Raw genomic sequence first — 23,335 nt, forward strand, 5'->3', positions numbered from 1 at the left:
TGGCGGCTTCCGGAGGACCCGGATGCAGCCAAGGTGCGCACTGTGCGGAACGGGCGGGGTCAGCCGCCCGTGAGGGCGGTCCACTGGTCGTGGAGCCAGGTGTGCACGGCCGGGATCGTGTCCGTGTCCAGGGACAGCCACGACAGGGAGTTCGTGACCGCCAGGACACCCAGGACCACCGCGGCCAGGGAGAGGAAGAAGCCGAGGACGGCGTCGAAACGGCCCGCCACGTGGCGGCGGGCGGTGGCGGAGAAGCCACCCAGGGAGAACAGGGCGCCGATGACGCCCAGGGCGATGCCGAAGTCCGCCAGGACGCCGGTCAGCACGGTCGCGGCCGCGACAACGCCGACCAGCAGGCCCAGCGTGGCGAACAGGCTGGCCCGCGGGCGCGGGCCGCGTGGCTCGACGGCCGGCGTCGTGTCGTCGTCCGTGTCGGGCTCGGTCGTGACCGGCGCGACGCGGCCGGTCGCGGTCGGCTCGTCGACCGTCGTACGCCCGTCGACCGGCGTGAAGCGGCCGGTCGCGGTCCGCTCGTCGACCGTCGCACGCTCGTCCACCGGCGTGAGGCGGCCGGTCGCGTCCCGGTCGTCGACCGTACCGGCGACGCGGTCGGTCACCAGCGGCTCGCGCGCGCTCGTGTCGACCGGCGCGGCCACGTCGGCCGTACCGTCACGGCGGCCGCGCACCAGCCGGCGCTCGGTCCGGTCGTCGATCTGCTCCGCGCGGTCGGCGGCGATGGCGTCGTCGCGGGAGTCGACCACGCCGTCGGCGTTCTCGTCCTTGGTGGCCGTGGCGTCGGAACGCCCGGTCACATGGGGAATCCTGACCACAGGTCACCTCCGGGTGATGAGTTTCAGTCACCGGAGGGCTTACCCACGGGCTCAGTCCGGTAACCACGCGGCCGGGGCGGGGCCGCGCAGGGGCGGGGGGTAGCGCAGGTCGCGGCCCAGCCGCCACGGCTCGTGCACGGCCGGTCCGTCCACAACGGACAGCTCGGGTACGTAACGGCGCACGTAGTCGCCGTCGGGATCGAAGCGGTACGCCTGGCGGATCGGGTTGAACCGCCGGTACGGCCTGGTGTCGTTGCCCGTGCCGGCCACCCACTGCCAGTTGCCGTAGTTGTTCGGCACGTCGCCGTCGAGCAGCAGGTCGAAGAAGACGCCCGCGCCCAGGCGCCAGTCGAGGCCCAGGTGCTTCGTGAGGAAGGCCGCCGTGATCATGCGGGCCCGGTTGTGCATCCAGCCCTCGGCCGCGAGCTGGCGCATGCCGGCGTCCACGACCGGGACGCCCGTGCGGCCGTCACGCCACGCGGCGAACGCGGCGTCGTCGGCCCGCCACACGTCGCCGCCGGGGCGCAGCGGGTCCCGGTTGATGCGCGGGAAGGCGGCCGTGACCTGGTAGAAGAAGTCGCGCCAGCACAGCTGCCGCACGAACTCCTCCGACCCGGCCGCGACGCCGGCCAGTTCGCGCGGCGACAGGCACCCGAACCGCAGGTACGGGCTCAGCCGCGACGTGCCCGGGGACGCGAGAACGTCATGCTCCTGGGCGTACCCGGAGAGGTGGGGCAGGAACGCGCGCAGGGTGCGCCGCGCCGCGGCCTCGCCGCCCACCGCCGATCGCGCTGACGCCGCGGCGCCGGGTGTCTCGCCGGGCGGCGGCAACGGGCCAGGGTCGAGGCCGGGCGGCAGGGTGAGGCGGCGGGGGGTCGGCGCCACGTCGCGCCAGGTGGCGGCGGTCCAGGCGCGCCAGTAGGGGGTGAAGACCCGGTAGGAGGCCGCCCCGCCGGCGGGGCGCAGGGCACCCGGCGGCACGACGGTCACTCCTGGGGTGACGACCAGCTCGATCCGGTGTGTTTCACATTCCTCGGCGAGTCGGCGCTCGCGGCGGCGGGCGAGCGAGCTGACGTCCCCGGCCACCGTGACCAGCGTGGCATCGACCTCGCCGGCCAGGCGCAGCGTCTCAGCCACCACGTCGCCGTGCCGGATGACCAGGTCGCCGCCCCGGTCGCGCAACGAGCCGCGCAGGTCAGCGAGGCACTCGTCGAGGAACCGCCACCGGACCGCGCCGCCCGGCATCGTCGGATCCCGGACAAAAAGGGGCACAACGCGCTCAGCATTGGCGCAGGCCAACGCCAGCGCGGGGTTGTCGCGCACCCGCAGGTCGCGCGTGACCAGCGCGATCGCGGTGCGCACCTGAACAGGCTACGCGGCGTTTAGTGAAGCGGGCACCAGCCGCGGCGCGGGTGCCCTTGTGTTGTGGTCACCGGCCGGAGGGGGCGCGGATGCAGGGGGTACGCGGTCGCACGGACCGGATCGTGATCATCGGAGCGGGGCTGGGTGGGTTGGCCTGCGCGCTGCACCTCGCCGCCGCGGGCCGCCAGGTCGTGATCCTGGAGAGTACGGGTCGACCCGGCGGCCTCGCGGGGCGGCTGAGCATCGGCGGGTTCGAGTTCGACACCGGCCCCAGCGCGGTCGCCGCCCCGGAAGTGCTCGCGGAGACGTTCGGGGCGGTCGGCGAGGAGCTGCGCGACTGGCTCGACCTCATCCCGCTCGACCCGACCGTACGGGCGCACTTCCCGGACGGGTCCACCCTCGACGTCATCCCGGACCGCGACCGGATGGCCGACGAGGTGCGCCGCGTCTGCGGGCCGCGCGAAGCCCGGGCGTACCTGAACTACGCCGCGTACGCCGAGAACGTGTGGCACACGCTGCGGCGGCGGCTGCGCGACCGCAGCCCGAACTCGCCCGCCGACCTGCTGCGCCCCGCCCTGCTCGGGGAGGCGCTGCGGCTGGCCGCGGGCGGGATGCGCCACGGCCTGGAACACCGCATCGCCCAGTTCTTCACCGACCCGCGCTGCCGGCGGCTGTTCGCCGTCCAGTCGCTGCTCGCCGGGGTCGCCCCGCACCAGGCGCCCGCCCTGTTCACGGCCCTGCCGTTCCTCGACCCGTGCGGCAAGGTCTTCTTCCCCCGGGGCGGCATGCACGCCATGCCCGCGGCCCTGGCCGGCGCCGCGCAGAAACACGGCGTCACCATTCGGTACGACACGGCGGCCGCGCGCCTGGAGACGTACGCGGGACGGGCGCGCGCCGTGCACACGGTCGAGGGCGAACGGATCCCCGCCGACGTGGTGGTGCTGCCGCCCGTACTCGCCGATGACGACAGATCGCCCGCACCCGCCGGCGGGCCCGGGCGGGCCACCACCTCGTGCGTACTCGTGCACCTGGGCTCCCGCCAGAAGTACGGGCGCATCGCCCATCACAACCTGCACTTCGGCCGGGGGTGGCGGGAGCCGCTCGCGGACGTGCAGCGCCACCGGCGGCCCATGCGCGACCCGGTGCTGCTCGTGGCCAATCCGACCCGCACGGACCCGCAGCTGGCGCCGGCCGACCGGGAGATCTACCAGATCATGGTGCCGGCGCCGCCCGCGTCGGACGCGACCGCCGCGGCGCGGTGGCGCACCGGACTCGCCCAGCGGTACGCGGGGGAGCTGATCGCCACCCTGGAGGCGCGCGGCTACCTCGACCTGGGCCAGCACATCGACCTCGCGCACGTCGTCACGCCCGCCGACTGGGCCGCCCCCGGGCACCGTCCCCTGCGCGGGGGCCGGCCGCATGGCCACCCCTCGGGAGGGCGGCGGGGCTCCGGCCAGCCCGCGGAGTCGTCGAACATAGTCTTGGTGGGTTCGGGGACGAGACCGGGAGTGGGTGTGCCGATGGTGCTGATGTCTGGACGACACGCGGCGGCCCGCATCACCGGCGCGCGGCCGTGATGCCGGCGGTGTCCCGCGAACTCTCGTTCGTGGAACTCGTGACGCCCGACGGCGAGGCCGTCGGGTCGGCCACGGTCGAGTCGGCGCACCAGCAGCCGGGCGCGCTGCACCGGGCGTTCTCCGTGCTGCTCGTGACCGCCGACGGGCGGACCCTGCTGCAACGGCGCGCCGCGCAGAAGACGCGCTTCCCGCTGCGCTGGGCCAACTCCTGCTGCGGGCATCCGGCGCCGGGTGAGCCTGTCGCCGAGGCCGCCGCCCGGCGGCTGACCGAGGAACTCGGCATCTCGGGCGTGGAGTTCGTCGAGGCGGGCGTGTACGCCTACCGGGCCGACGATCCGGCCACCGGACGGGTCGAGCACGAGTACGACCACGTGCTCGTCGGTCGGGTCGAGGCCGACCTCGCCGTGGCACCCGACCCGGCGGAGGTCGCCGAGCTGCGCTGGGTGGCGGCCGAGAGGCTGCGCGAGGAGATCATCGCCGCGCCCGACGCGCACGCACCGTGGCTGCCCGGAGTACTTTCGGTAGCTTTTGATCTTTCCTGAGTGTGTGTCAAATCTCATGCCGCCTCTCGCCTTCGTCGGCGCGCGCGGCTAGCGTGAGAACGTCCCTCTCCCCCGCGGGACGCGTCGCCACCCCCTCGACGGCGCGCCCACCACCCCTCGGGAGCCAGCGTTGGTCCGCCCCCTCAGCGGCCCACGTACCACCGCGCTCTTCGTCGTGCTCGTGGTCGTTGTGGGTTGCGCGATCACCCGGTACGCCTTCGTCGGCGGCGACTCATCCGCGCCCGGCGCGGCCCACCCCGCCCCGATCGGCGTCGCCGTCGCGCCCATCGTCCAGGCGCCGCCCACCACCGCGCCCGCGCCGCCACCGACGACGAGACCGCCCGTCAAGCCCGTCGCGCCACCCAAAGGCCCCGGACCGGGCGGGTCACTGAAATTCACCGGCAACAAGGGCGTGGCGCTCACCTTCGACGACGGGCCCGACCCCGACCTGACCCCCAAGGTGCTCGACCTGCTCAAGAAGCAGAAGGTCAAGGCCACGTTCTGCGTGCTGGGCTACCGGGCCAAGAAGTACCCCGGGCTGGTGAAGCGGATCGCGGCCGAGGGGCACGCGCTGTGCAACCACACCTGGGACCACGCCCTCGACCTGGCGGCGAAGAAGTCCGGCGGGGGATACAAGCACTCCGACGCGGCCATCCGCGCCGACCTGCAGAGGACCAACGACGCCATCCGCGCCGCCGTCCCCAAAGCCAAGATCGGCTACTTCCGGGCGCCCGGCGGCAACTTCACCAAGCGCCTCGTCGGCATCGCCGCCAAGCTCGGCATGAAGTCGATCTACTGGTCCGTCGACCCGTCCGACTGGGACAACGGCAAGTACGGCAACGGGTCCCGGATGGCCAAGCACATCATCGGGGTTGTGAAACGCGACACCCGGCCGGGCGCCATCGTGCTCTCCCACGACCTCGCCGCCCCGGCCACGCTCACCGCCTACCGCACCCTCCTGCCCTGGCTGAAGCACCGCTACAAGCTCGTACCCCTTCCGTGACCTCCCCCGATTTGGAGTCCACAGGAGGGCTCACGTATGCTTGCCAAGCTTCCGGCGGGGCCGGATGGGAGCACACCGCGCACCATCACACGCATGTGCGATGATTGCGGGGCCGCCCTCATCGTCTAGCGGCCCAGGACGCCGCCCTTTCAAGGCGGTAGCACGGGTTCGAATCCCGTTGGGGGCACCAGGTAAGTCATGGCATGATGGCACCTGACCAAGGTCCTGTGGAGCAGTTGGAGTGCTCGCCGCCCTGTCAAGGCGGAGGTCGCGGGTTCAAGTCCCGTCAGGACCGCTTCGGTAAGCGAGGCCAGGTAGCTCAGTTGGTACGAGCGTCCGCCTGAAAAGCGGAAGGTCGGCGGTTCGACCCCGCCCCTGGCCACCAGCTCTTCGCCGGGCTGACGAAACCCCTGACCAGCGGAAACGCCGGCCAGGGGTATTCGCTTTTCTAAGCGTCGCCAGCCTTTCATGATCGAGATATGGCAACCGGGATGGCAACGGCCCTTACGACAGCCGTTCGTCGAGCTTCCGGAGCGCGGCTCGCTTCTCCTCCAGTGAGGCGTGCGCGTAGATCGTCATCGTCACGCCGATGTCGGAGTGCCCCACGATGTCGCGCACGATGTGCGGGGGCACACCGAGGTCGAGCAGGAGCGTCACGCAGCTGTGCCGGAGATCGTGAAACCGGGTCGTTTCGGCGTCGATCGCCGCGCGGAGGGGACGGTCGAGGTGGACGGTGATCCGGACTTCTGGACTCCGGCCGAGCGTGAGCAGCCGTCCCTCTACGTCTCCAAACTCGCGGTCCGCCGGGATAGGTCCGGGCACGAGCTGGGCACGCTGCTTCTGGACTGGTGCCGCGCAAGGGCATACGCGCTTGGCTACACGTGGGTGCGGCTAGACGCGTGGAAGACCAACACCCGGTTGCACCGGTACTACCTTGACCGGGGGTCGCACTACGTCCGGACCTGCGAGAATCCCAGACGGCGATCCGGTGCGCTCTTCCAGCTGCCGGCGGCGCCGCTCAGCCAGCGATCACGGAGGCAACTACACGAAATGCCCGCCGCGACAACCCTTCCTACAAGTTACGTATCGGTCGACTTCGACCCAGCAACCAACCATCAGCCTCGCCACCATCACCGTGCACCCGGCCTCGTAGTCGACTATCCCGGTGCCGGACATTTCACGGCCCTGCTGCTGGCCGACGCCAGATACCGACTGCGCCACGACGGGTCAGCATGGGTGCTCGAAGGCGACCTAGTAGTGCTTTGTTAGGTTGGCGTGTCGTTGGGGTCGCTGGGCGGTGTGCGTAGTTTCATGTTCTGGTGACCCCTGACGAGCTTTCGGTTGTGCGGCAACGTCTTGAGGTGTTCGCTGCCGATGTGTTCGCACCCTTGGCGCGATCGGATCAGCGTGCGAAGGGTGTGACCTACTTGCGCGGGTTGCTGTTGGACGGGCGGCGTAAGTCGATGCAGCCGATGGCGGACCGGCTCGGGGTCGATCATCAGGGGTTGCAGCAGTTCGTGACGACGTCGACCTGGGACACGGCGGCGGTTCGGGCCAGGCTGGCACGCCGGGCGGTGGAACTGGTGGAGCCGGTGGCGTGGGTCGTGGATGACACCGGTTTCCCGAAGGACGGCACGGGTTCTGCGGGTGTTGCCCGGCAGTACTCCGGCACCCTGGGCAAGGTCGCCAACTGCCAGATCGGGGTGAGCGTCCACGCGGTCACCGACACCGCGTCATGCCCGTTGGATTGGCGGCTGTTCCTGCCGGAATCATGGGACGAAATGAAGGCAGGACCGGCTGCGGTGCGTGCGGCGAAAGCTCGACAGCGCAAGACGTTGAAGAACGCACCGCGTGCAACCGCGCCGGCCGATCGTGACGCCATCGCTGAGGTCGACGTCGAGGCGGTGACGCAAGCGGCACGGCTACGTCGAGGCCGGTGCGCGATCCCGGACGAGGAAAACCATCGCCCTAAGTGGATGTTGGCCGTAGAGATGATGGACGTGTCAGTAGGTCTGTGTAACGGATAGATCAAAGATCCGTTATGCCCGGTTGAGAGTCCGGGTGCACAGACAGGAAGACCCATGGTTTACCCAGTTCAGACGCAAAGCCCTTTCGTGATCGAGCCGGATCGGGTGGCGAGTCCGTCGTTGCCGTTGGCCGGTGTGGAGCACCCGCCGGCGACGGCGGAACGGGAGAAGGTCAGCGACACTGTGCGGTCGCTGCTCGATGACCAGCTGCTCGACCAGCTCGTGGCCCGGATGCGCAGCGAGGGGACCCGCCTGACCGGGCCGGGTGGGTTCCTCACCGAGATGCTCAAGGCGGTCCTGGAACGCGGCCTGGCCGCGGAGCTGACCGACCACCTCGGTTACGACAAGCACGATCCGGCCGGCAACGGCAGCGGGAACTCCCGCAATGGGTCGACGTCCAAGACGCTGTTGACGGAGGTCGGGCCGGTGCCGTTGGACGTGCCACGAGACCGGGCCGGCACGTTCACCCCGCAACTGGTGCCCAAGGGCGAACGACGCCTGGGCGGGTTGTCCGACATCATCATCAGCCTCTACGCGGGTGGGATGACGGTGCGCGACATCTGCCATCACCTGCACCGCGTCTACGGCTCCGACCTGTCGCCGGACACGATCTCCACGGTCACCGACGCCGTGCTGGAGGAGGTCAAGGCGTGGCAGACCCGACCGTTGGACGAGTGCTACCCGGTCATCTTCGTCGACGCGCTGATGGTCAAGGTCCGTGACGGCAACGCGGTGCGTAACAAGGCCGCCCACCTCGTCGTCGGCGTCGACACCGACGGCGTCAAGCACGTGCTCGGCATCTGGCTGCAGAACAGCGAGGGCGCCAAGTTCTGGATGCAGGTCTTCGCCGAGCTACGCAACCGTGGCGTGCGCCGCGTCCTGATCGCCTGCTGCGACGGCTTGGAGGCCCTGCCCGAGGCGATCGAGACGATCTGGCCCTACACGATCGTGCAAACGTGTGTGGTGCACCTGATCCGCAACAGCCTCAAATACGCCAGCTACACCGACCGCAAGAAGCTCGCCACCGCCCTGCGTCCGCTCTACACCGCGGTCAACGCCGACGCCGCCGAGTCCGCCCTGCTCGAGCTGGCTGACTCGCCCCTGGGCCGCAAGTACAAGGCCGCGATCGCCGTGTGGGAACGCGCCTGGGAACGCTTCACCCCGTTCCTGGAGTTCCCACCCGACCTCCGCAAGGTCATCTACACCACCAACACGATCGAGAGCCTCAACTTCCAACTCCGGAAGATCATCAAGAACCGTGGGCACTTCCCGACCGACGATGCCGTCGTCAAGCTCCTCTGGCTGGCCATCTGCGACATCGAGGACAAGCGAGCCCGCGCCCGCGAAGCCGACCGCGGCAAGCCCGCAGGCGAACGCACCGCACCCGCCCGCCTCATCGAAGGCTCCATCACCACCGGCTGGCGCAGCGCCCTCGCCGCCCTCGACGAGTTCTGCCAGACCCGTAACCTCGACCCTATCCACTAGTTAGTCCGAATAGGACGGTTACACAGCCAATCTGACAGGCTCGAGATGATCGACGCGCTTGCCGGGCACGGGCTACAACCGCCGTTGCTGGCCGCTGACGCCGGATACGGCGACACCAGCCAGTTCCGCGCCGCGCTGGACGAACGCGACATCATCTACAGCCTGCAGGTCAAAGGCGACGCCCTCGCTCACACCGCCGACGCGACCCCGATCAGGCGAACCTGGTCGGGGCAGGGTCGCCCGCCGTCGTCCACGACGCCCGTCTACCCCGATGATGCGCTCAGCCTGACCGGGCACGTCACCGCCGCCGGCCGCGACAAGGCGATCACCGTCTCCTGGCGCGAAGGCAGCAAAGGCACCCTCACCTCACAGTTCGTGCTCCTACGCGTGCGGCCCGCTGGGCATCGCATCCCCCGCGACCCCGACGGCAGCCTGCCCGAACGGTGGCTGATCGCCGAATGGCCGCACACCGAACCCGAGCCCGCTACCTACTGGCTGTCCAGCCAGCCTGCCGACACCAGCCCCGCCGACCTGATCCGCGCTGCAAAGATCCGTTGGCGAATCGAGCACGACTACCGCGAACTCAAAACAGGTCTTGGCCTCGACCACTTCGAAGGCCGTTCCTTCACCGGCTGGCACCGCCACGTCACCCTCGTCACCGCCGCCCACCTATTCATCACCATGCTGCGACACGACCCAAAAGCGGCTGCGCCGGCCTGACCCTCTACAAGGTCATCCGCGAACTGCAACAACTCCTCGCGACCTGGACCGGCGCCTGCCCAACCTGCCACCAACGGCTGAAACCCTTACAGGACAACAACTCTCGACACACCTAACAAAGCACTACTAGGCCGTGTTTCATAAGTGCGCTTCGAGGCGGCGGAGCCAGATGTCGATGACGCTGATGGTGACCGTCGCCTCGTAGCGTACGGCGAGTTTCTCGTAGCGGGCCGCCACACCGCGGTGCTGCTTGAGCAGGTTGATGCCGCACTCGACGGCGTGACGCTGCCGGTAGGCGACCGGATCAAAGTGCGGCGGCCGCCCGCCCCGCGAGCCGCGCTTACGACGGTGGGCGGCCTGGTCGACCTTGACCGGGATGACGCACTTGATGCCCCGACCACGCAGGTAGGCGCGGTTAGCCCGGCTGCTGTATGCCTTGTCCGCCAGCACCCGGTCCGGGCGGTGCGCGGCCGGCACCGGTCCGGGGCACCCGGATACGCCCCAGTACGGCAGCGAACTGCGGACTGTCCCCACGCTGACCACCGGTGACCAGCAATGACAGCGTCTTACGACCCTGCTCACAGGCTAGGTGCAGCTTTGTCGTCAACCCGCCCCGCGAGCGGCCCAGCGCGTGGTCGTCTGGTTCGGCGTCACCGACCCCACCGGGCGGTTCGACCTGTTGGTGTGAGTCTCTGCGCGCACCGGCCGCGTGCTGGTGAGCTCGCATGACGGTGGAGTCCACGCTCACGTCCCATGTGATCAGGCCCGCCGCGTCGGCACGGCCCTGCAGCGCGGCCAGCAACCTAGCCCAGGTGCCATCCCGTTGCCAGCGCCGGAACAGGCCATAGACCGTGCGCCAGTGCCCGTAACAGTCCGGCACGTCACGCCACGGCGTACCAGTACGTACCCGCCACCTGATCCCGTCAATGAGCTGCCGTCTGCTCCACCTCGGCGGTCGCCCTGCCTTCTTGCCCTTGGGCAGCAGGGGTCGCAGCAGCGCCCACTGCCCGTCGGTCAGGTCGAACCGCCTCGTCACCGCTACGCTGGCCACGAGGTCTCCGGAAGAAGTTCTTCTTGGTCGATGAACCGTCTACCGGAGACCTCGCCATCTATTGCTCATCGACACGCCGGGGCACACTCGTCGGCGCCACCACATCGAGCCAGTTCGGCGGAACACCCAACGCCTCACAGCCGCCGATGTCGAAGTTGGTAACGAACTCGCCACGTGGATCGAGGCTCACCTCACCCACCACGTCGCCGGACATCTCCAGCCAGAGCATCCCTGAACCCGAAGACCCAGGTGGAGCGGTCAGGATGAACCGGCACCCGGGCCGGCAGTCACAGCGTCCATGGAACTGCTGTCGTAACAACTGCGCCGCAAGATCAGGCTCGTCCATGTCAGCCAGGATCCCGGCAACACCCCTGGTCACCCTGGGAAACACGTCCATCAGCAACGGCACGTCCGGATCGTTCCAGACATGTCCCCGCAGCGAGTCAACTGACACAACCGGGAGCGTATGCCGTCAGCCGAAGCGGTTGACCCACTCCACACCACCGCACTTATGAAACACGGCCTAGGCGGCGGCCGGTGGGAACACAACGGCATGGTCGTGAGCGAGGCAATCGATCTCGACCGCAGCACGGTCTACGTGTTGAGCCACAGCGACGAAGTACCGTGCCGAATTGTCATGGAAGCTAGTAGCCCGGCTGGTCGGTGACGCCGGGACGAGCGGTGGAATTGGCGGGGCCTCTCGGGTGACCTACCGTTCCGGCCTCTGGCTATACGATCTGCTCCATGGTGCGCTGCCCTGTTCCGGGTGGGGTGGCAGCGCGACAACGCCTATACGGGATGGCCAGTGGATACAGTCGACGAGTTCATCGGACGATACCTCCGCGAATATGACTTTTACGCCCAGGCTGCCCGATTGGTGTCTGATTTTCTCAAGTCGGATCTAAACGCCGCCGGCGTGCGAGCCATCGTCACGGACAGAGCAAAGGATGTCCGCCGGCTAGAAACGAAGTGCAGGCAGCGCCAGCGCAGGACACCGTATAAGACGGTCAACAACATCTACGATGACATCGTAGACCTGGCCGGCGTAAGGATTGCACTGTATTTCCCAGGGGACCGTCACCAGGTCGATCAAACAATCAAGAATTTATTCAAGCTGCTAGTTCCCCCGAAGACCTTTCCCGAAGACCGAAACGATCGCAAGGGCAAACGCTTCACGGGCTACTCCGCAGCACACTATCGAGTACAGCTTAAGGAAGAATCATTACCTGACTCGGCCAAACGCTATGCCAACGCTCGGGTGGAAATTCAGGTCGCCTCTGTTCTAATGCATGCATGGGCTGAGGTTGAACATGATCTCGCGTATAAGCCATCAGAAGGCGCACTTTCCGAGGAAGAGGAAGCCATTCTCGATGAACTAAACGGCCTCGTACTCGCGGGCGAAATCGCACTTGAGCGCCTTCAAAAGGCCGGCAAGGCACGTAGCTCGACTGCTGGCCGTCAGTTCGCGAATCACTATGACCTTGCCGCATATCTACTTGACCGTGCCTCAGCAGCGCTAAACGGGCCAGTAAGCGACTCGGGGATAGGTCGCGTTGACTACCTTTTCGACCTGCTAAGGGAACTAAGAGTCGACACCCCAGAAAAGCTATCTCCCTACATTCAGGCATTGCACAGCAATTTTGAACTGCGCCCACTAGCCGAGCAAGTGGTAGACGAGTTGCTGACCGAAGATCCTTCTCGATACAAGGTTTATCGCGATCTTCAAGCAAAGTACTTGGGTGGGAAGCGCCATCGAGACGAAAGCCCGTCGTTGGTAGAGATAGGCCGCTTCATCACCAATTGGGTAACGCTTGAAAATCTCGTGCGACAGTTCTTTCCAGACGAGCTTCAGCAGAAACACTTTGCCATGCCGACGACCAGAAAGCTGGCATCACTAAATATTCTGGAGCCTGCACTTGTCGGCGAGATAGACGCCTTGCGAAATTTGAGGAACCAACTGGTCCACGGGCATCGGGTACAGCCACCTAACGTCATCGCGTCAGCTAACGAGGTGCTCGAAATAATTGTTGCCAAACTCCAGGCCGCACAGAAGGAAGAACCCGGGTCCCCCTGAACTCAGGAGAGTGCCGAGCGGAGCCCGAGCCCGGCGGAGCCTGTGCGGGCGGCACGCCGGTGGCAACTCGTGTGGCAACAGGGCCACACGACGGCGGATGCCTGGCACCCCCAGACCTTGCCGACACACAGCAGGCCACCAGGATGCTCATACATCACCACACCTGAAAAGCGGAAGGTCGGCGGTTCGACCCCGCCCCTGGCCACCAGCTCTTCGCCGGGCTGACGAAACCCCTGACCAGCGGAAACGCCGGCCAGGGGTCTTCGCTTTCCAGGCGTCGTCAGTTGCTCTTGTGATCGAAATGCAGCAACGCCCGGCTCACCGACAGCGGGCGATCGAGGTCACCGGGCCGGCTCTGGCGACTTCCAGGCGCCCCGCCCGCCCATCCTCGGCATGCGAGACTGTGTCAGAGCCTCGGGAGGTGATCCGGGATGAGCGTTACAGCGATCGAACACGTCGGCCCCTGGCACGAGGCGGACTATCTTGCCCTGGGTGAGACGTCGAACCGCATCGAGTTGATCGATGGGAGCCTGCTGGTGAGCCCGGCGCCGAACTCGCGTCATCAGCGCTTGTCCCGTCGATTGGCAAATGAGCTGGACGCGGCGGCCTCGGCGGCAGGGCTGCTGGTTTACGAAGCGGTCAACGTGCGGCTGGCAACCGATCGGCTGGTGATCCCCGACCTGGCCGTCGTGGACACCGACGACGACTTCGTCGTGATCGACGCGGCGCGCGTCCCGCTGGTGGGTGAGGTGGTCTCGCCGGGCAATGCCGGCGCGGACCGGGTCGTCAAGATGCAGCTGTACGCGGCGGCGAGGATCCCGTGGTACCTGCTTGTCCAACAGGACTCGCCCGATGACCTCACCCTTCGGCTCAATCGCCTGAACGGTGCCCATTACGTAGAGGATCAGACCGCCAGGACGGGCGAGACGCTGTCTTCCCAGAAGCCGTTCCCGTTCATGATCGACACGCGTTCGCTGCTGCGCCCGGTGTAGCAACGCATACAGCCACGGATCCGTACGACGGCAGACCCCTGCGGCCAGCCAGCTTGCGGAGGGCGGCCCGCTTCTCCTCCTGCGAGGCGTGCGCGTAGATCGTCATTGTCACGCCGATGTCGGGAGCTACCGGGCGACCAACAGCAGGTCGCTCAGTCCTTTTCTGCACGCTGCTGTCCTACCAGGGTTAACAGTGCGACGTGTGTTTGCTCGTCGGCCGCCACGACGAGACCGCCCGTGCCGAGGTGAAGAGGTTGGCCGTCGATGCCGGTCACCACACAGCCGGCTGCCTGACAGAGGGCGATGCCAGCCGCGAAGTGGACACTGTCGCTCAGGTGGCCGTCGGTTACGTAGGCGGCTCGTCGGCCGGCAGCGACCCACGCCACCGCCAGGGTGGTGGAGACGACGCGTGGGCGGAACTGCTCGATGAACCCTTGGTCGGCAAGTAGCCGCGCGGCCCGGAAGGCGTGCTCATTGGGGAACGGGGGATCGAGATTGACGTCTACCAGCCTCGACGCGGCCGACGGGGCAAGTCGCTTGTCCGCGCCGCCGTGCCGCACGTGTGCCGCAGCCCCGTCGGTCCAGAACACCTCACCGGTGAAGGGGTCCGCCGATGCCGCCACGCCAACCTGCGTTCCAGTACGCAGAGCTACGTTGACCGACACGAGCATGTTGTGTACGGCGTAATTCAGCGTTCCGCACAACGGGTCGACCAGCCACATGCGTCCGTTCCCGCCGGTCCCCGTGCGTCCGCTTTCCTCTCCCACCACAAGGTCGTCCGGCCGGGAAGCGCGCAGGACGTCGATGATGGCCTTCTCTGCTTCGATGTCGGCCGTCGTGGCGAAGTCTCCGGCCGACTTCTCGAAGCGTGTCAGCGATGACCCGTAGTGTGCGCGCACGACCGCCGCGCCGGCTTCCACGGCTTTGATAACCAGATCGCGGTCAGTGATCGACATGCCCACACGTTAGTTGCCGCATGGCCGCGGCCCTGGTCCCTGGGACACCCCGACGACCGTGCCGCCTCCGCGATGTCCGCGGAGGTGGCACGGTCGCCGGTACTCAAGCCGTGACGACTACTCCTTCACGCCGATGTTGTCGATCGGAGGAGCGCTGAGCAGCCGGCGGACGGGCCACACCGTGGTTGCCAACGCCAGCAGTGTCGTGCCGCCGAGCACCGCTACCCAACCGAGCGGCGGGACGTACGGGATCGGGCTGCCGGTCAGTCCGTTGACGATCGCGCTCAGGGTCAGCGCCGCGATCGTCGCACCGATCAGTACCGCGGTGCCGAGCAGGCCGGCCTGTTCGGCCTGGACCATCCTGCGGATCTGACGGCGGGTGACCCCGACCAGTTGCAGCATCGCCAACTCGCGGCGGCGGGCCAGCGCGGCCATCACCATCGTGGTGGCCGCCGCGAGCGCCGCGTACCCCACCATGACGCCGATCAGCAGCCGGTTCAGCCAGGCGCCGAGCGCCAGGTCCGTGCCGATCAGGCGGGTACGGGTTGCGGCGTCGAGAACCTCGGTGCCCGGTCGCCCGGCCGTCCACGCGGCCAACGCGGTGTCGGCCTCCGGGCCGGCGCTGACCAGGATCTCGTCGACCGTATTCCCGGCCGTGTGCCCGGCGACCGTTTCGGCAGCCAGCGTGACGTCGCCGAAGCCGAGGCCCCGGCCGTAGATCGCGATGACGTCCAACGTGACGGAGGTGCCGTCGCCCAGCCAGAGTTCCGCCTGATCGCCGACGTCCCAGCCGGACGAGGATGCCAGCGTCGCCGACAGGGCTACCGTGCCCGCGCGTAGGTCGGCCAGGTTGCCCTCACGTACGGCGAGGTCCATCGTCGACGTGATGTCGGCCGGGTCGACCGACTGCGCGCCGACCGGCTCGATGCCGTCGAGCGCCCGCACCACCACCTGCGTACGGCGCACACCGGTGGCGGCCCGCACCCCGGCCAACTCGCGGACCTCCCGCGCCGCGTCCAGCGGCAGCCCACCCGGAGCGACCAGCACCCGCTCGGCGAGAGTTCCCGCGCTGCTCTGCGTGGTGGTCTGGCGTTCCAGGTTGTTCTGCAGGAACCAGACCGAGCCGCCGAACCCCACCGACAGCACGAGGGCGGTCAGGACGGTCGCCATGCCCTGCGCGTTGGCCCGCAGGTTGGCCGCGGCCAGGTAGCCGCTGACCTTCCATACCCGCGGCAGCAACTTTGTGAGCAGGCGTGCCGCGTACGCGTTGATCCTCGGTGCGAGCAGCGCCACCGCGGTGACGAACAGGTACAGCATGCCGACCGCGCCGGCCAGCGCCCCGGTCGACCCGGCGGCACCGAGCGTGAACGCCCCGGAGGCGCCGGCCGCCGCCAGCGACAGCAGGCCGGCGACCAGCCGCACCCGGCCGCCGCGCCGAGGCTCGACAGCGATCTCGCCGAGCGCCTCGATGGGCTTGATCCCGGTGACCCGGCGGGCGGCGACCAACGCGGCGAGCACCGCCACGAGGACCGCCGTACCGACCGCGGCCGGCACCGCGAACAGCCCGTCGGCCATCGGAAAACCGGCCGGCACGAACCCGCGCCCGACCAGTTCGCCGTGCACCCAGCGGGCCGCCAGCAGGCCGGCCGGGCCGCCGATCGCAGAGCCGACCAGGGCGAGCAGCGCGGCCTCGGCGATCAGCATGCGGCGCACCTGTCCCGGCGTGGCCGCGACTGCGCGTAGGAGCGCCAGGTCGCGCCGACGGTGCCGGACGGACAACCCGATGGTGCCGGCCACCACGGAGACGATCAGTAGTACGACGTACCCCCCGAAAGCTGAGCCGGCCGTGACCAGCAACGTCTGCGCGGCCTGGTTCTCCGATTGCTCGACCTTGCCACGGTCCTTCCCGGCGTACGTCGTGGCGCCGAACGCCGACGCGATCTCGCGTACCGCGCCGAGGTTGGCGCCGGGTGCCATCCGCACACCGATCGCGTCCACCCGGCCCGGGTGGGCGGACAACCGGGCGGCCTGCGCGTCGGTGAAGAACACCTCCGCAGCACCGGTCTCGGCGCTTCCGCTCACCTGGTACGACCGCCTGACCCCACCGACGACCAGGTCGATGCGGTCGCCGGGTGCCACGCCGAGGCGGGTGTCGACCAGCACCTCGTCGTCGGCCCGTGGCGCGGCACCCGCGACGATGGGACGCCCGGCGAAGGCGAACGTGCCCCAGCCGTGTCCCACGGCAGCGGGTGAGCCGATCAGCACCCTTGTGTCGCCGTTGACAGCCGCGACGCCCGGCACCTGGCGGATCCGGTCCACCAGGGCCGCGTCCACGGTGCCGCCCTCGGGCAGCCAGACGGTGCTCGTGGTGGTGTCGCCACCGAACTCCTTGTACGTGTGGCTGACCGTACGGTTGGCGATGACCGCGTCGGCGGCGGCCCAAAGCCGTGGCTCCGCACGGAAACGCAGCCCGGACTCGACGAGGGTGCCCATCGCTACCAGGATCATCACGCCGGCGATCAGGGCCAGCAGGGTCGCGGCGGCGGGGCCCGCGCGGTGCCGCAGCAGGCGGGCGGCGAGTCCGATCATCGCAGGACCCGCCGATCCAGCGATGCCAGGTGCTCGGCGATACCGGCGGCGCCGAGCTGCGGAAGATCGGCCACGATCGCCCCGTCGGCCAGCACGAGCACGCGGTCCGCGTACGACGCGGCGATCGGATCGTGGGTCACCATCACCACGGTCAGCCCGTGTTCGTCCACGACCGCGCGAAGCAGCGTCAGCACCTCCGCCGCGGTCCGCGAGTCGAGGGCGCCGGTGGGCTCGTCCGAGAAGATCACCTCGGGGCGGGTGGCCAACGCCCGGGCGATCGCCACCCGCTGCTGCTGGCCGCCGGAGAGCGCGGCCGGCCGGTGGTGCAGCCGGTCGGTGAGGCCGACCCGCTCGACCACCTGGGTCAGCCAGGCCCGGTCCGGACGGACGCCGGCCAGGCGCAGGGGCAGCGCGATGTTCTCCTCGACGGTGAGCGCGCCGATCAGGTTGAAGGCCTGAAAGACGAATCCGATCTGGGTACGACGCAGTTCGGTCAGACGGGTCTCGGACAGCCCCGACAGGTCGGTGCCGCCGATGACCACCCGACCGGAGGTGGGTCGGTCGAGCCCGGCCGCGGTCTGCAGCAGGGTGCTCTTGCCGGAGCCCGAGGGCCCCATCACCGCGGTGAAGGTGCCCCGGCCGAAGCCGACATTGATGCCGGCCAGCGCGGTCACCTGGTTACCGCCGGTGTCGTACACGCGGGTGAGTTGTTCGACGCGTACCGCCGGTTCGACGGTCCGTCCCGGATTGTCCGGCATTCTGGTGGCCTCTCCATGTCATAGGGCAAGAACTGCGCGCACCAGAAACGCTATTGACGTGGGAGAACGGCGACCATCCCGTGGGCTGCCAGGTCCGGGTACAGCAGGCGCTACCGTCGATCGCCGTTGAGGTAGCGCAGCACCGCGGTGACCCGGCGGTCGGCCTGGTCGTCCGGTGGAAGCTGAAGCTTCGAGAAGATGCTGCGGATGTGCTTGTGCACCGCGCCGTCGGTGACGAACAGCCGCTCGGCGATCGCACTGTTGCCGAGCCCTTCGGCCATCAGCCCCAGCACCTCACGCTCACGCGGCGACAGTTGGCTCAGCGCCGTGTCCGTCCGGCGGTTGCGGGCGAGCAACTGCGCCACCACCTCCGGGTCGATGACGCTGCCGCCGTCCGCGACGCGGTGCAGCGCGGCGAGGAACTCCTCGACCCGGCCCACCCGCTCTTTCAACAGATAACCGAGCCCGACCGCGCTGACCGAGAACAGCTCGGTGGCGAACGCCTGTTCCACGTACGCCGACAGGACCAGCACCGCGAGGCCGGGACGGCGCCGCCGGGCCTCCACCGCGGCCACGATGCCCTCGTCGGTGTGGGTCGGCGGCATCCGTACGTCCACAATGGCGACGTCCGGCGCGTGTTCGTCGACGGCGACCAGGAACTCGCCCGGGGTACCGGCCGTGGCGACCACGTCCAGGTCCTCCGCCCGCAGCAGGAGCGCCAACCCCTCACGCAGCAGCGGGTCGTCCTCGGCGATCACGATCCGCATGGCAGCTCCACGTCCATTCTCGTCGGCCCTCCCGGTGGGCTCGTCAGTGTCATCCGGCCGTCGTACGCCTCGACCCGCCGGCGGATACCGGTGAGTCCTGACCCGCGTGTCTCGTCCGCGTCGCCGTGCCCGTCGTCCTCAATGCGCACCAGCAGCCGGCCGCGCTCGCGGCGCACGGCCACGTCCACCTGGCTCGCACCGCTGTGCCGGACGACGTTGGTCAGCGCCTCGGCCACCACGAAGTACGCGGTGGCCTCGACGGAGGCCGCGCACCGCACAGCCACGTCCACCTCAAGTCGGCAGGGCACCACGCAGCTGCCGGCCAGGCCCGCCAGCGCGCCGGCGAGACCCCGGTCGTCCAGTACGGGCGGCAGGATCCCGCGCACCACCGTACGCAGCTCGCCGAGTGCCTGTTCGGCAGCGTCCTGCGCCTGCTCGAGGATCTCGTCGGCGCGGTCCGGATTGCGGCGCACCGCCCGCCGCGCGGCACCCAGCAACACGTTGACCGCGACCAACCGGTTCTGGGTGCCGTCGTGCAGCGACCGCTCGATGCGGCGCAGCTCAACCGCGTGGGCGTCCAGCGCCGCGGCGCGGGTGGCGGTCAGCTCGGCCACCCGCCGCGACAGGTCGACCCCCGGCGGTGGCGGCAGCAGCCACCGGCTCGGCCATGCCTGGAGACGGGCCAGGGCCGGGCTGAACCAGATCGCGGCGGCCAGCCAGCCCACCCCGAGCAACCCGACCGCGAGTGCCTCAGGCAGTCCGTCGATGCGCCACCAGACGATCCCCGGCGCGCCGGCGTCGGCGGGAACCAGCTGGTACCACAGCGGGAATGTGATGTCCTGCACGGCATAGAGCGGCAGTGCGACGCCGACCAGCCCGGCCACCGGGCCGATGAGCGAGTACAGCGCGACCCAGCGCAGTTCCCGGCGCACGAAGGGATCCCGCCTCGCCGCCCGCAACCCGGACGGCACCGGCCCCGGGCTGGGGATCGGCTCGCCCCAGCGGGACAGCCGGGCGCGCTCGCGATCAGCCACCCAGTGCACCGCCCGCAACGCGCCGGGCGCCGCCCGCTGCCCCACCCCGATCAGGCAGGTCACCGCCACGATCGCCGCCCAGAGCAGCACGCCCAGCGCCAGCGTGGCGGTGCCCAGCCCGCCGACGAGGTGCTCCAGGGCGTCAACCGAGGCGCGAAACCGGCCTCGCACGTACGCCATCGGACCTCACCTCCGCCGCCAACATAGGCCACCGCCGGCCCTGCCCGGCAACGTCCGGCACGGAAGGTACAGCCTGCTGTACCACGGTTGTCGAGCTGGTGGGATCGGTTGCGCCGCGCCGCCCGCCTAGCGTTGACGGCATCAAGGAACGTCCGTCCAAAGGAGGCAGTCATGACCGATCCGTACCGCATCACCGAGGCCCCGGTCGCCGCACCGAAGAAGCCGGGCGGCGTGCTACGTCCGCTGCTGTGGCTGGTGCTCTTCGTCAGCGCGGCGGCCAACGTGGTGCTGTCGACCGCAACGGACAACCTGTGGATCAGCTCCGCGTTCGGCCTGGTGGCGGCGACCTGCGCGATCGTGCTGATCGTCCACCACCGCCGTAACCGCGCGCGGGAGTCGTAAGGACACCTTTCACGACCGAGGTCTGGTGCGCGCCGCTGTGGTCGACAGCAGTCGACGCTCGCGTCAGCCGTCGCTACCGTCAGGGCATGCCTGAACTGGTCGCGCCGACGACCGCGCTGCACGCCGCGTTCCTGGACTGCCACCGCGAATGGGGCCCGGGCCTCCACGAGGACGGGTTCGGGCTCCGGCCGGACGACGACGTGGAATCGCCCGAGGGGTTCGCGACGTGGGTGGGTCAGCGCCTGCGACTGGACCATCCCGCCGGTACGCCATGCCCCGCCGAGCAGCACGCCTCGTTCCGGTGGATCGTCGACGACGGCCGGATCCTCGGCTCGGTCGCACTGCGGCACATCTTCGACGACGTACGTGGCCACCTCGGGTACGGCATACGCCCGTCAGCGCGCCGCCGTGGGCTGGCGACCTGGGCGTTGGTCGGGATGCTCGGCGAGGCGAGGGCCGCCCTGGGCGTCGACCGTGTCCTTGTGGTCTGCGCCCCCGATAACGTCGCCTCGGCCCGCACCATCGAACGCGCCGGCGGCGTCTTCGAGGGCGTCCGGGAGACCGAGCTGGGCCCCACCAGGCGCTACTGGGTCAGCCCGCCCGGTGGCGGATAGTCGCGATCGTGGAGCCGGCCAGGGTCAGCAGGCACTCGGAGAGCTGCCCGTCGACCAGCGCCGCACTGAACAGCGCCTCGCCGGTCGACTCGTCGGCGTTGGCGCACGCGCTCACGAAGCGGGCCACCCAGCGCAGGTCGTACCCGGCGTCGTCGATGTTCGGGAACTCCAGCGCCGCGAAGGATCTCGGGGCGTCGTCGCCGACCAGGGTGGCGGCCAGGCAGACGGCCACGTCGTAGGCGCCACGGACGCCGCGCTTGTCGACGGCCTCGTCGAAGGCGTGCACGACGCCGTCACGGTCCCCCTTCAGCGCCGAATCCAGGACAGCGGCCGCGTCGCCGTACACCTCCGGAGGAATGCTCACCACGGGACGCAGCGTATGCCGCCGCGTCAACTGGGCGGGGGACAAGCCACGGATGTCACCCGCCGGAGCGGCGCAGCACGCAGGTGAGCCGGGCGGTGCAGACGCGCCGCTCCTGCTCGTCGGTGATGACGATCTCGTACGTGGCGATCATGCCCCCCAGGTGCAGCGGTGTGGCCACGCCCGTCACCGTGCCCGAGCGCAGCCCGCGGTGGTGCGTGGCGGAGATCTCCACGCCCACGGCCATGCCGCCGAACAGTTCCACCGCGTGCAGCGTGGCTCTGATGGAGCCGAGCGTCTCCGCCAGGACGCAGGATGCGCCGCCGTGCAGCATCCCGTACGGCTGGGTGTTGCCGGCCACGGGCATGGTGCCGACCACCCGCTGGGGACTCGCCTCCAGGATGTCGATGCCTATGCGCTCGGCAAGGGTGGGCTCGCTCTCCGTCATGCGGGGAGGTTACGTGACCGTGTGTGGTTAGCCGATCGGGCTGACGGGTACCGGCCATCTGTTGGGCTGGCACGGGATGCGCCTTGGCCCTACCGTGAGCACGACGTGAAACGACGTCAGATCGGCACGAGAGGACAGTTCCCATGAGCGAGACCGCGGAGACGCGGGGCGACGAGCGCATCGAGCTGATCGCCGCGGACACGAACAACGACGGCAAGGCCGACCTGTGGGCAATCGACACGGACGGTGACGGCGTCGCGGACGTGTACCAGTTCGACCACTCCGGCGACGGCACGGTGGACACGACCATCGTCGACCTGAACCAGGACAGCACCCCCGACCAGATCATCGACGGCGACGGCGGCCTGCCCCCCGCGTAACGTTTTGCCCCACCGGCCGGTGGCCCCCTCCCCGGGGCGCCACCGGCCGAACCATGTCCGAGCCCCACCCACCCCTCTCCGCCCCGACGTTTGGGTGGTTTCGCGCGTCATCCGGCCCCTACTTAACACGCGGAATCACCCAAACGTCAGGCGAAGCCGCGGGGCGGGGAGGCGCGGGGTGGGGTGGGTTAGAGGATCGTTAGGTAGGGCGGGGGGACGTGGGCCGTTAGCCAGACGCCGTTGTCGCTGCGGTAGAAGAGGGCGCCGGTGCTCGCCAGGGGCGCGGCGTCGACGCGCAGGATGACCTCGTCGCCGCGGCGGCGGCCGACTGCCCGGGCCGTGGTGAGGTCCGTCGAGAGGTGTACGTGGTGGCGCTGCCCTGGTCGTAGGCCCTCGGCCATGATCGAGGTCACGTTGCGACGTGGGGTGCCGTGGAAGAGTTCGGCGGGCGGGTCGGCGGGCTCCAGGCCGAGGTCGACGGGGACGGAGTGGCCCTGGCTGGCCCGGATCCAGGCGGTGCCGTCCGGCGCGACGCGGATGCGGAAGCGCTGCTTGTCGTTCGTGGCGACGACGGCGTCGAGGTCCTCCCGGGCGACGCGGACGGCCGCGAGGAGCGCGTCGACGCGCACCCAGCCTTGAGTGTCGAGGGTCAGCCCCACGCTGGCCGGGTCGTGGCGCAGGACGTAGCTGAGCTTTCTGCTCAGGCGTACCAATGTGTCTTTCATGTCCCCCGCACGGTAACGCTGGGGTGCCGGCGGCCACACCCATATTCTGTCCGCATGAATTTGCTGGAGCTGGGTGCGGAGCCCTACGTGCTGCTGACGACGTTCCGGCGGGACGGGACGCCCGTGGCGACGCCGCTGTGGGCCGCGCGCGACGGCGAGGCCGTCTATGTCTGGACGCCGCTGCGCAGCGCGAAGGTGAAGCGGCTGCGCCACACGTCACGGGTGCTGGTCGCGCCGTGCACGATGCGGGGGGAGCCGACCGGCGAGGCGGTCGAGGGGGTCGCCGAGCTGCTCGACAAGGAGGGCAGCGCGCGGGTACGAAAAATGATCAAAAAGAAGTACCGGCTGCAGGGGTGGCTGATCGTCGGGGCGAGCGAGCTGTTCAAGGGCAAGGACTCGACCGTGGGGATCCGGATCACCGGCTCTTGATCGACAATGGCCCCGTGGGAGCGATCCCA

The 23,335-nt window shown here is 69.3% G+C and carries 22 protein-coding genes, 3 tRNA genes and 3 pseudogenes; 15 read left to right on the forward strand and 13 right to left on the reverse strand.

Annotated features, from left to right (window positions below; genetic code table 11):
* Positions 1-59: 59 nt before the first annotated feature.
* Together ABD191_RS09210 and ABD191_RS09215 are read right to left on the reverse strand one after the other, a co-directional pair.
* On the reverse strand, positions 60-812 hold the full coding sequence (locus ABD191_RS09210) for a hypothetical protein (protein ID WP_344078941.1): 753 nt from the start codon (positions 810-812) through the stop codon (positions 60-62).
* A gap of 69 nt (positions 813-881) precedes the next feature.
* The gene (locus tag ABD191_RS09215; protein WP_344078943.1) at positions 882-2,192 is read right to left on the reverse strand and encodes a cryptochrome/photolyase family protein; all 1,311 of its coding nucleotides are present in this window, start codon (positions 2,190-2,192) and stop codon (positions 882-884) included.
* 89 nt (positions 2,193-2,281) lie between these two features.
* On the opposite strand from ABD191_RS09215, the gene crtI reads away from it, so the two are divergent.
* The 6 genes from crtI to ABD191_RS09245 all read left to right on the forward strand — a co-directional run bounded on the left by crtI (position 2,282) and on the right by ABD191_RS09245 (position 5,699).
* Positions 2,282-3,769, forward strand: coding sequence for a phytoene desaturase family protein (gene crtI / locus ABD191_RS09220; RefSeq protein WP_344078945.1), 1,488 nt, complete (start codon positions 2,282-2,284; stop codon positions 3,767-3,769).
* Positions 3,769-4,311, forward strand: a complete 543-nt coding sequence (idi, locus tag ABD191_RS09225) for an isopentenyl-diphosphate Delta-isomerase (RefSeq protein ID WP_344078947.1) — start codon at positions 3,769-3,771, stop codon at positions 4,309-4,311. Before crtI ends, idi begins: the two co-directional genes overlap by 1 nt.
* Positions 4,312-4,441: 130 nt before the next feature.
* A complete protein-coding gene (locus ABD191_RS09230; protein ID WP_344078948.1) occupies positions 4,442-5,314 on the forward strand; it encodes a polysaccharide deacetylase family protein in 873 nt (290 codons plus the stop codon).
* A gap of 114 nt (positions 5,315-5,428) precedes the next feature.
* Positions 5,429-5,504 (forward strand) — tRNA-Glu (locus ABD191_RS09235).
* A gap of 31 nt (positions 5,505-5,535) precedes the next feature.
* A tRNA-Asp gene (locus ABD191_RS09240) sits at positions 5,536-5,609 on the forward strand.
* A gap of 13 nt (positions 5,610-5,622) precedes the next feature.
* Positions 5,623-5,699, forward strand: a tRNA-Phe gene (locus tag ABD191_RS09245).
* Positions 5,700-5,818: 119 nt separating this feature from the next.
* Here the strand turns inward: ABD191_RS09245 and ABD191_RS09250 are convergent.
* Positions 5,819-6,136, reverse strand: a complete 318-nt coding sequence (locus ABD191_RS09250; RefSeq protein WP_344078950.1) for a tyrosine-type recombinase/integrase — start codon at positions 6,134-6,136, stop codon at positions 5,819-5,821.
* A 497-nt stretch (positions 6,137-6,633) separates the two neighbouring features.
* On the opposite strand from ABD191_RS09250, the pseudogene ABD191_RS09255 reads away from it, so the two are divergent.
* The 3 genes and pseudogenes from ABD191_RS09255 to ABD191_RS09265 form a co-directional block, all read left to right on the forward strand.
* Positions 6,634-7,326, forward strand: a pseudogene (locus tag ABD191_RS09255) (IS701 family transposase); the annotation flags it as partial.
* A 246-nt stretch (positions 7,327-7,572) separates the two neighbouring features.
* Entirely contained in the window at positions 7,573-8,826 is a 1,254-nt protein-coding gene (locus ABD191_RS09260; RefSeq protein ID WP_425560696.1) for an IS256 family transposase, read from the forward strand.
* Positions 8,827-8,865: 39 nt separating this feature from the next.
* Positions 8,866-9,546 (forward strand): annotated as a pseudogene (locus ABD191_RS09265) (IS701 family transposase); the annotation flags it as partial.
* A gap of 138 nt (positions 9,547-9,684) precedes the next feature.
* Here the strand turns inward: ABD191_RS09265 and ABD191_RS09270 are convergent.
* A pseudogene (locus ABD191_RS09270) lies at positions 9,685-10,597 on the reverse strand (IS5 family transposase).
* A gap of 58 nt (positions 10,598-10,655) precedes the next feature.
* Complete coding sequence (locus tag ABD191_RS09275) at positions 10,656-11,051, reverse strand: hypothetical protein (protein WP_344078953.1); 396 nt, start codon at positions 11,049-11,051, stop codon at positions 10,656-10,658.
* 351 nt (positions 11,052-11,402) lie between these two features.
* Between ABD191_RS09275 and ABD191_RS09280 the strand changes: the two genes are divergently transcribed.
* The gene (locus tag ABD191_RS09280) at positions 11,403-12,671 is read left to right on the forward strand and encodes a GTP pyrophosphokinase (protein ID WP_344078955.1); all 1,269 of its coding nucleotides are present in this window, start codon (positions 11,403-11,405) and stop codon (positions 12,669-12,671) included.
* A 431-nt stretch (positions 12,672-13,102) separates the two neighbouring features.
* Positions 13,103-13,663, forward strand: a complete 561-nt coding sequence (locus ABD191_RS09285; protein WP_344078957.1) for a Uma2 family endonuclease — start codon at positions 13,103-13,105, stop codon at positions 13,661-13,663.
* Between the two features lie 152 nt (positions 13,664-13,815).
* Here ABD191_RS09285 and ABD191_RS09290 read toward each other — a convergent pair whose 3' ends face one another.
* From ABD191_RS09290 to ABD191_RS09310, 5 genes are all read right to left on the reverse strand, one after another.
* Positions 13,816-14,619, reverse strand: a complete 804-nt coding sequence (locus ABD191_RS09290) for an inositol monophosphatase family protein (RefSeq protein ID WP_344078959.1) — start codon at positions 14,617-14,619, stop codon at positions 13,816-13,818.
* A 117-nt stretch (positions 14,620-14,736) separates the two neighbouring features.
* A complete protein-coding gene (locus ABD191_RS09295; RefSeq protein ID WP_344078961.1) occupies positions 14,737-17,208 on the reverse strand; it encodes an ABC transporter permease in 2,472 nt (823 codons plus the stop codon).
* Positions 17,205-17,966 carry an ABC transporter ATP-binding protein gene (locus ABD191_RS09300; protein ID WP_344078963.1) on the reverse strand — a complete coding sequence of 254 codons (762 nt, stop codon included), beginning with the start codon at positions 17,964-17,966 and terminating at the stop codon, positions 17,205-17,207. Before ABD191_RS09300 ends, ABD191_RS09295 begins: the two co-directional genes overlap by 4 nt.
* 110 nt (positions 17,967-18,076) lie before the next feature.
* The gene (locus ABD191_RS09305; RefSeq protein WP_344078965.1) at positions 18,077-18,733 is read right to left on the reverse strand and encodes a response regulator; all 657 of its coding nucleotides are present in this window, start codon (positions 18,731-18,733) and stop codon (positions 18,077-18,079) included.
* Positions 18,721-19,947, reverse strand: coding sequence for a sensor histidine kinase (locus tag ABD191_RS09310; protein ID WP_344078967.1), 1,227 nt, complete (start codon positions 19,945-19,947; stop codon positions 18,721-18,723). The genes ABD191_RS09305 and ABD191_RS09310 overlap by 13 nt, the downstream gene beginning before the upstream one ends.
* A gap of 171 nt (positions 19,948-20,118) precedes the next feature.
* Here ABD191_RS09310 and ABD191_RS09315 point away from each other — a divergent pair, with 171 nt between their 5' ends.
* Positions 20,119-20,349, forward strand: coding sequence for a hypothetical protein (locus ABD191_RS09315; protein ID WP_344078969.1), 231 nt, complete (start codon positions 20,119-20,121; stop codon positions 20,347-20,349).
* Between the two features lie 86 nt (positions 20,350-20,435).
* Positions 20,436-20,963: a GNAT family N-acetyltransferase gene (locus ABD191_RS09320; protein ID WP_344078971.1), complete on the forward strand. Its 528-nt coding sequence runs from the start codon at positions 20,436-20,438 to the stop codon at positions 20,961-20,963.
* On the opposite strand, the gene ABD191_RS09325 is transcribed toward ABD191_RS09320, so the two are convergent.
* Together ABD191_RS09325 and ABD191_RS09330 are read right to left on the reverse strand one after the other, a co-directional pair.
* Positions 20,941-21,330 (reverse strand): hypothetical protein, encoded by a 390-nt coding sequence (locus ABD191_RS09325; RefSeq protein ID WP_344078973.1) that lies wholly within the window; start codon positions 21,328-21,330, stop codon positions 20,941-20,943. The genes ABD191_RS09320 and ABD191_RS09325 overlap by 23 nt on opposite strands.
* A 52-nt stretch (positions 21,331-21,382) precedes the next feature.
* The gene (locus ABD191_RS09330; protein ID WP_344078975.1) at positions 21,383-21,772 is read right to left on the reverse strand and encodes a hotdog fold thioesterase; all 390 of its coding nucleotides are present in this window, start codon (positions 21,770-21,772) and stop codon (positions 21,383-21,385) included.
* A gap of 143 nt (positions 21,773-21,915) precedes the next feature.
* Here ABD191_RS09330 and ABD191_RS09335 point away from each other — a divergent pair, with 143 nt between their 5' ends.
* Positions 21,916-22,152 (forward strand): hypothetical protein, encoded by a 237-nt coding sequence (locus tag ABD191_RS09335; protein WP_344078977.1) that lies wholly within the window; start codon positions 21,916-21,918, stop codon positions 22,150-22,152.
* Between the two features lie 188 nt (positions 22,153-22,340).
* Here the strand turns inward: ABD191_RS09335 and ABD191_RS09340 are convergent, their stop codons facing one another.
* Positions 22,341-22,877: an RNA 2'-phosphotransferase gene (locus ABD191_RS09340; protein WP_344078979.1), complete on the reverse strand. Its 537-nt coding sequence runs from the start codon at positions 22,875-22,877 to the stop codon at positions 22,341-22,343.
* Between the two features lie 54 nt (positions 22,878-22,931).
* Here ABD191_RS09340 and ABD191_RS09345 point away from each other — a divergent pair, with 54 nt between their 5' ends.
* Complete coding sequence (locus tag ABD191_RS09345) at positions 22,932-23,306, forward strand: PPOX class F420-dependent oxidoreductase (RefSeq protein ID WP_344078981.1); 375 nt, start codon at positions 22,932-22,934, stop codon at positions 23,304-23,306.
* Positions 23,307-23,335 lie beyond the last annotated feature (29 nt).

The sequence above is a fragment of the Luedemannella helvata genome, assembly GCF_039528415.1.
Lineage (GTDB): Bacteria > Actinomycetota > Actinomycetes > Mycobacteriales > Micromonosporaceae > Luedemannella > Luedemannella helvata.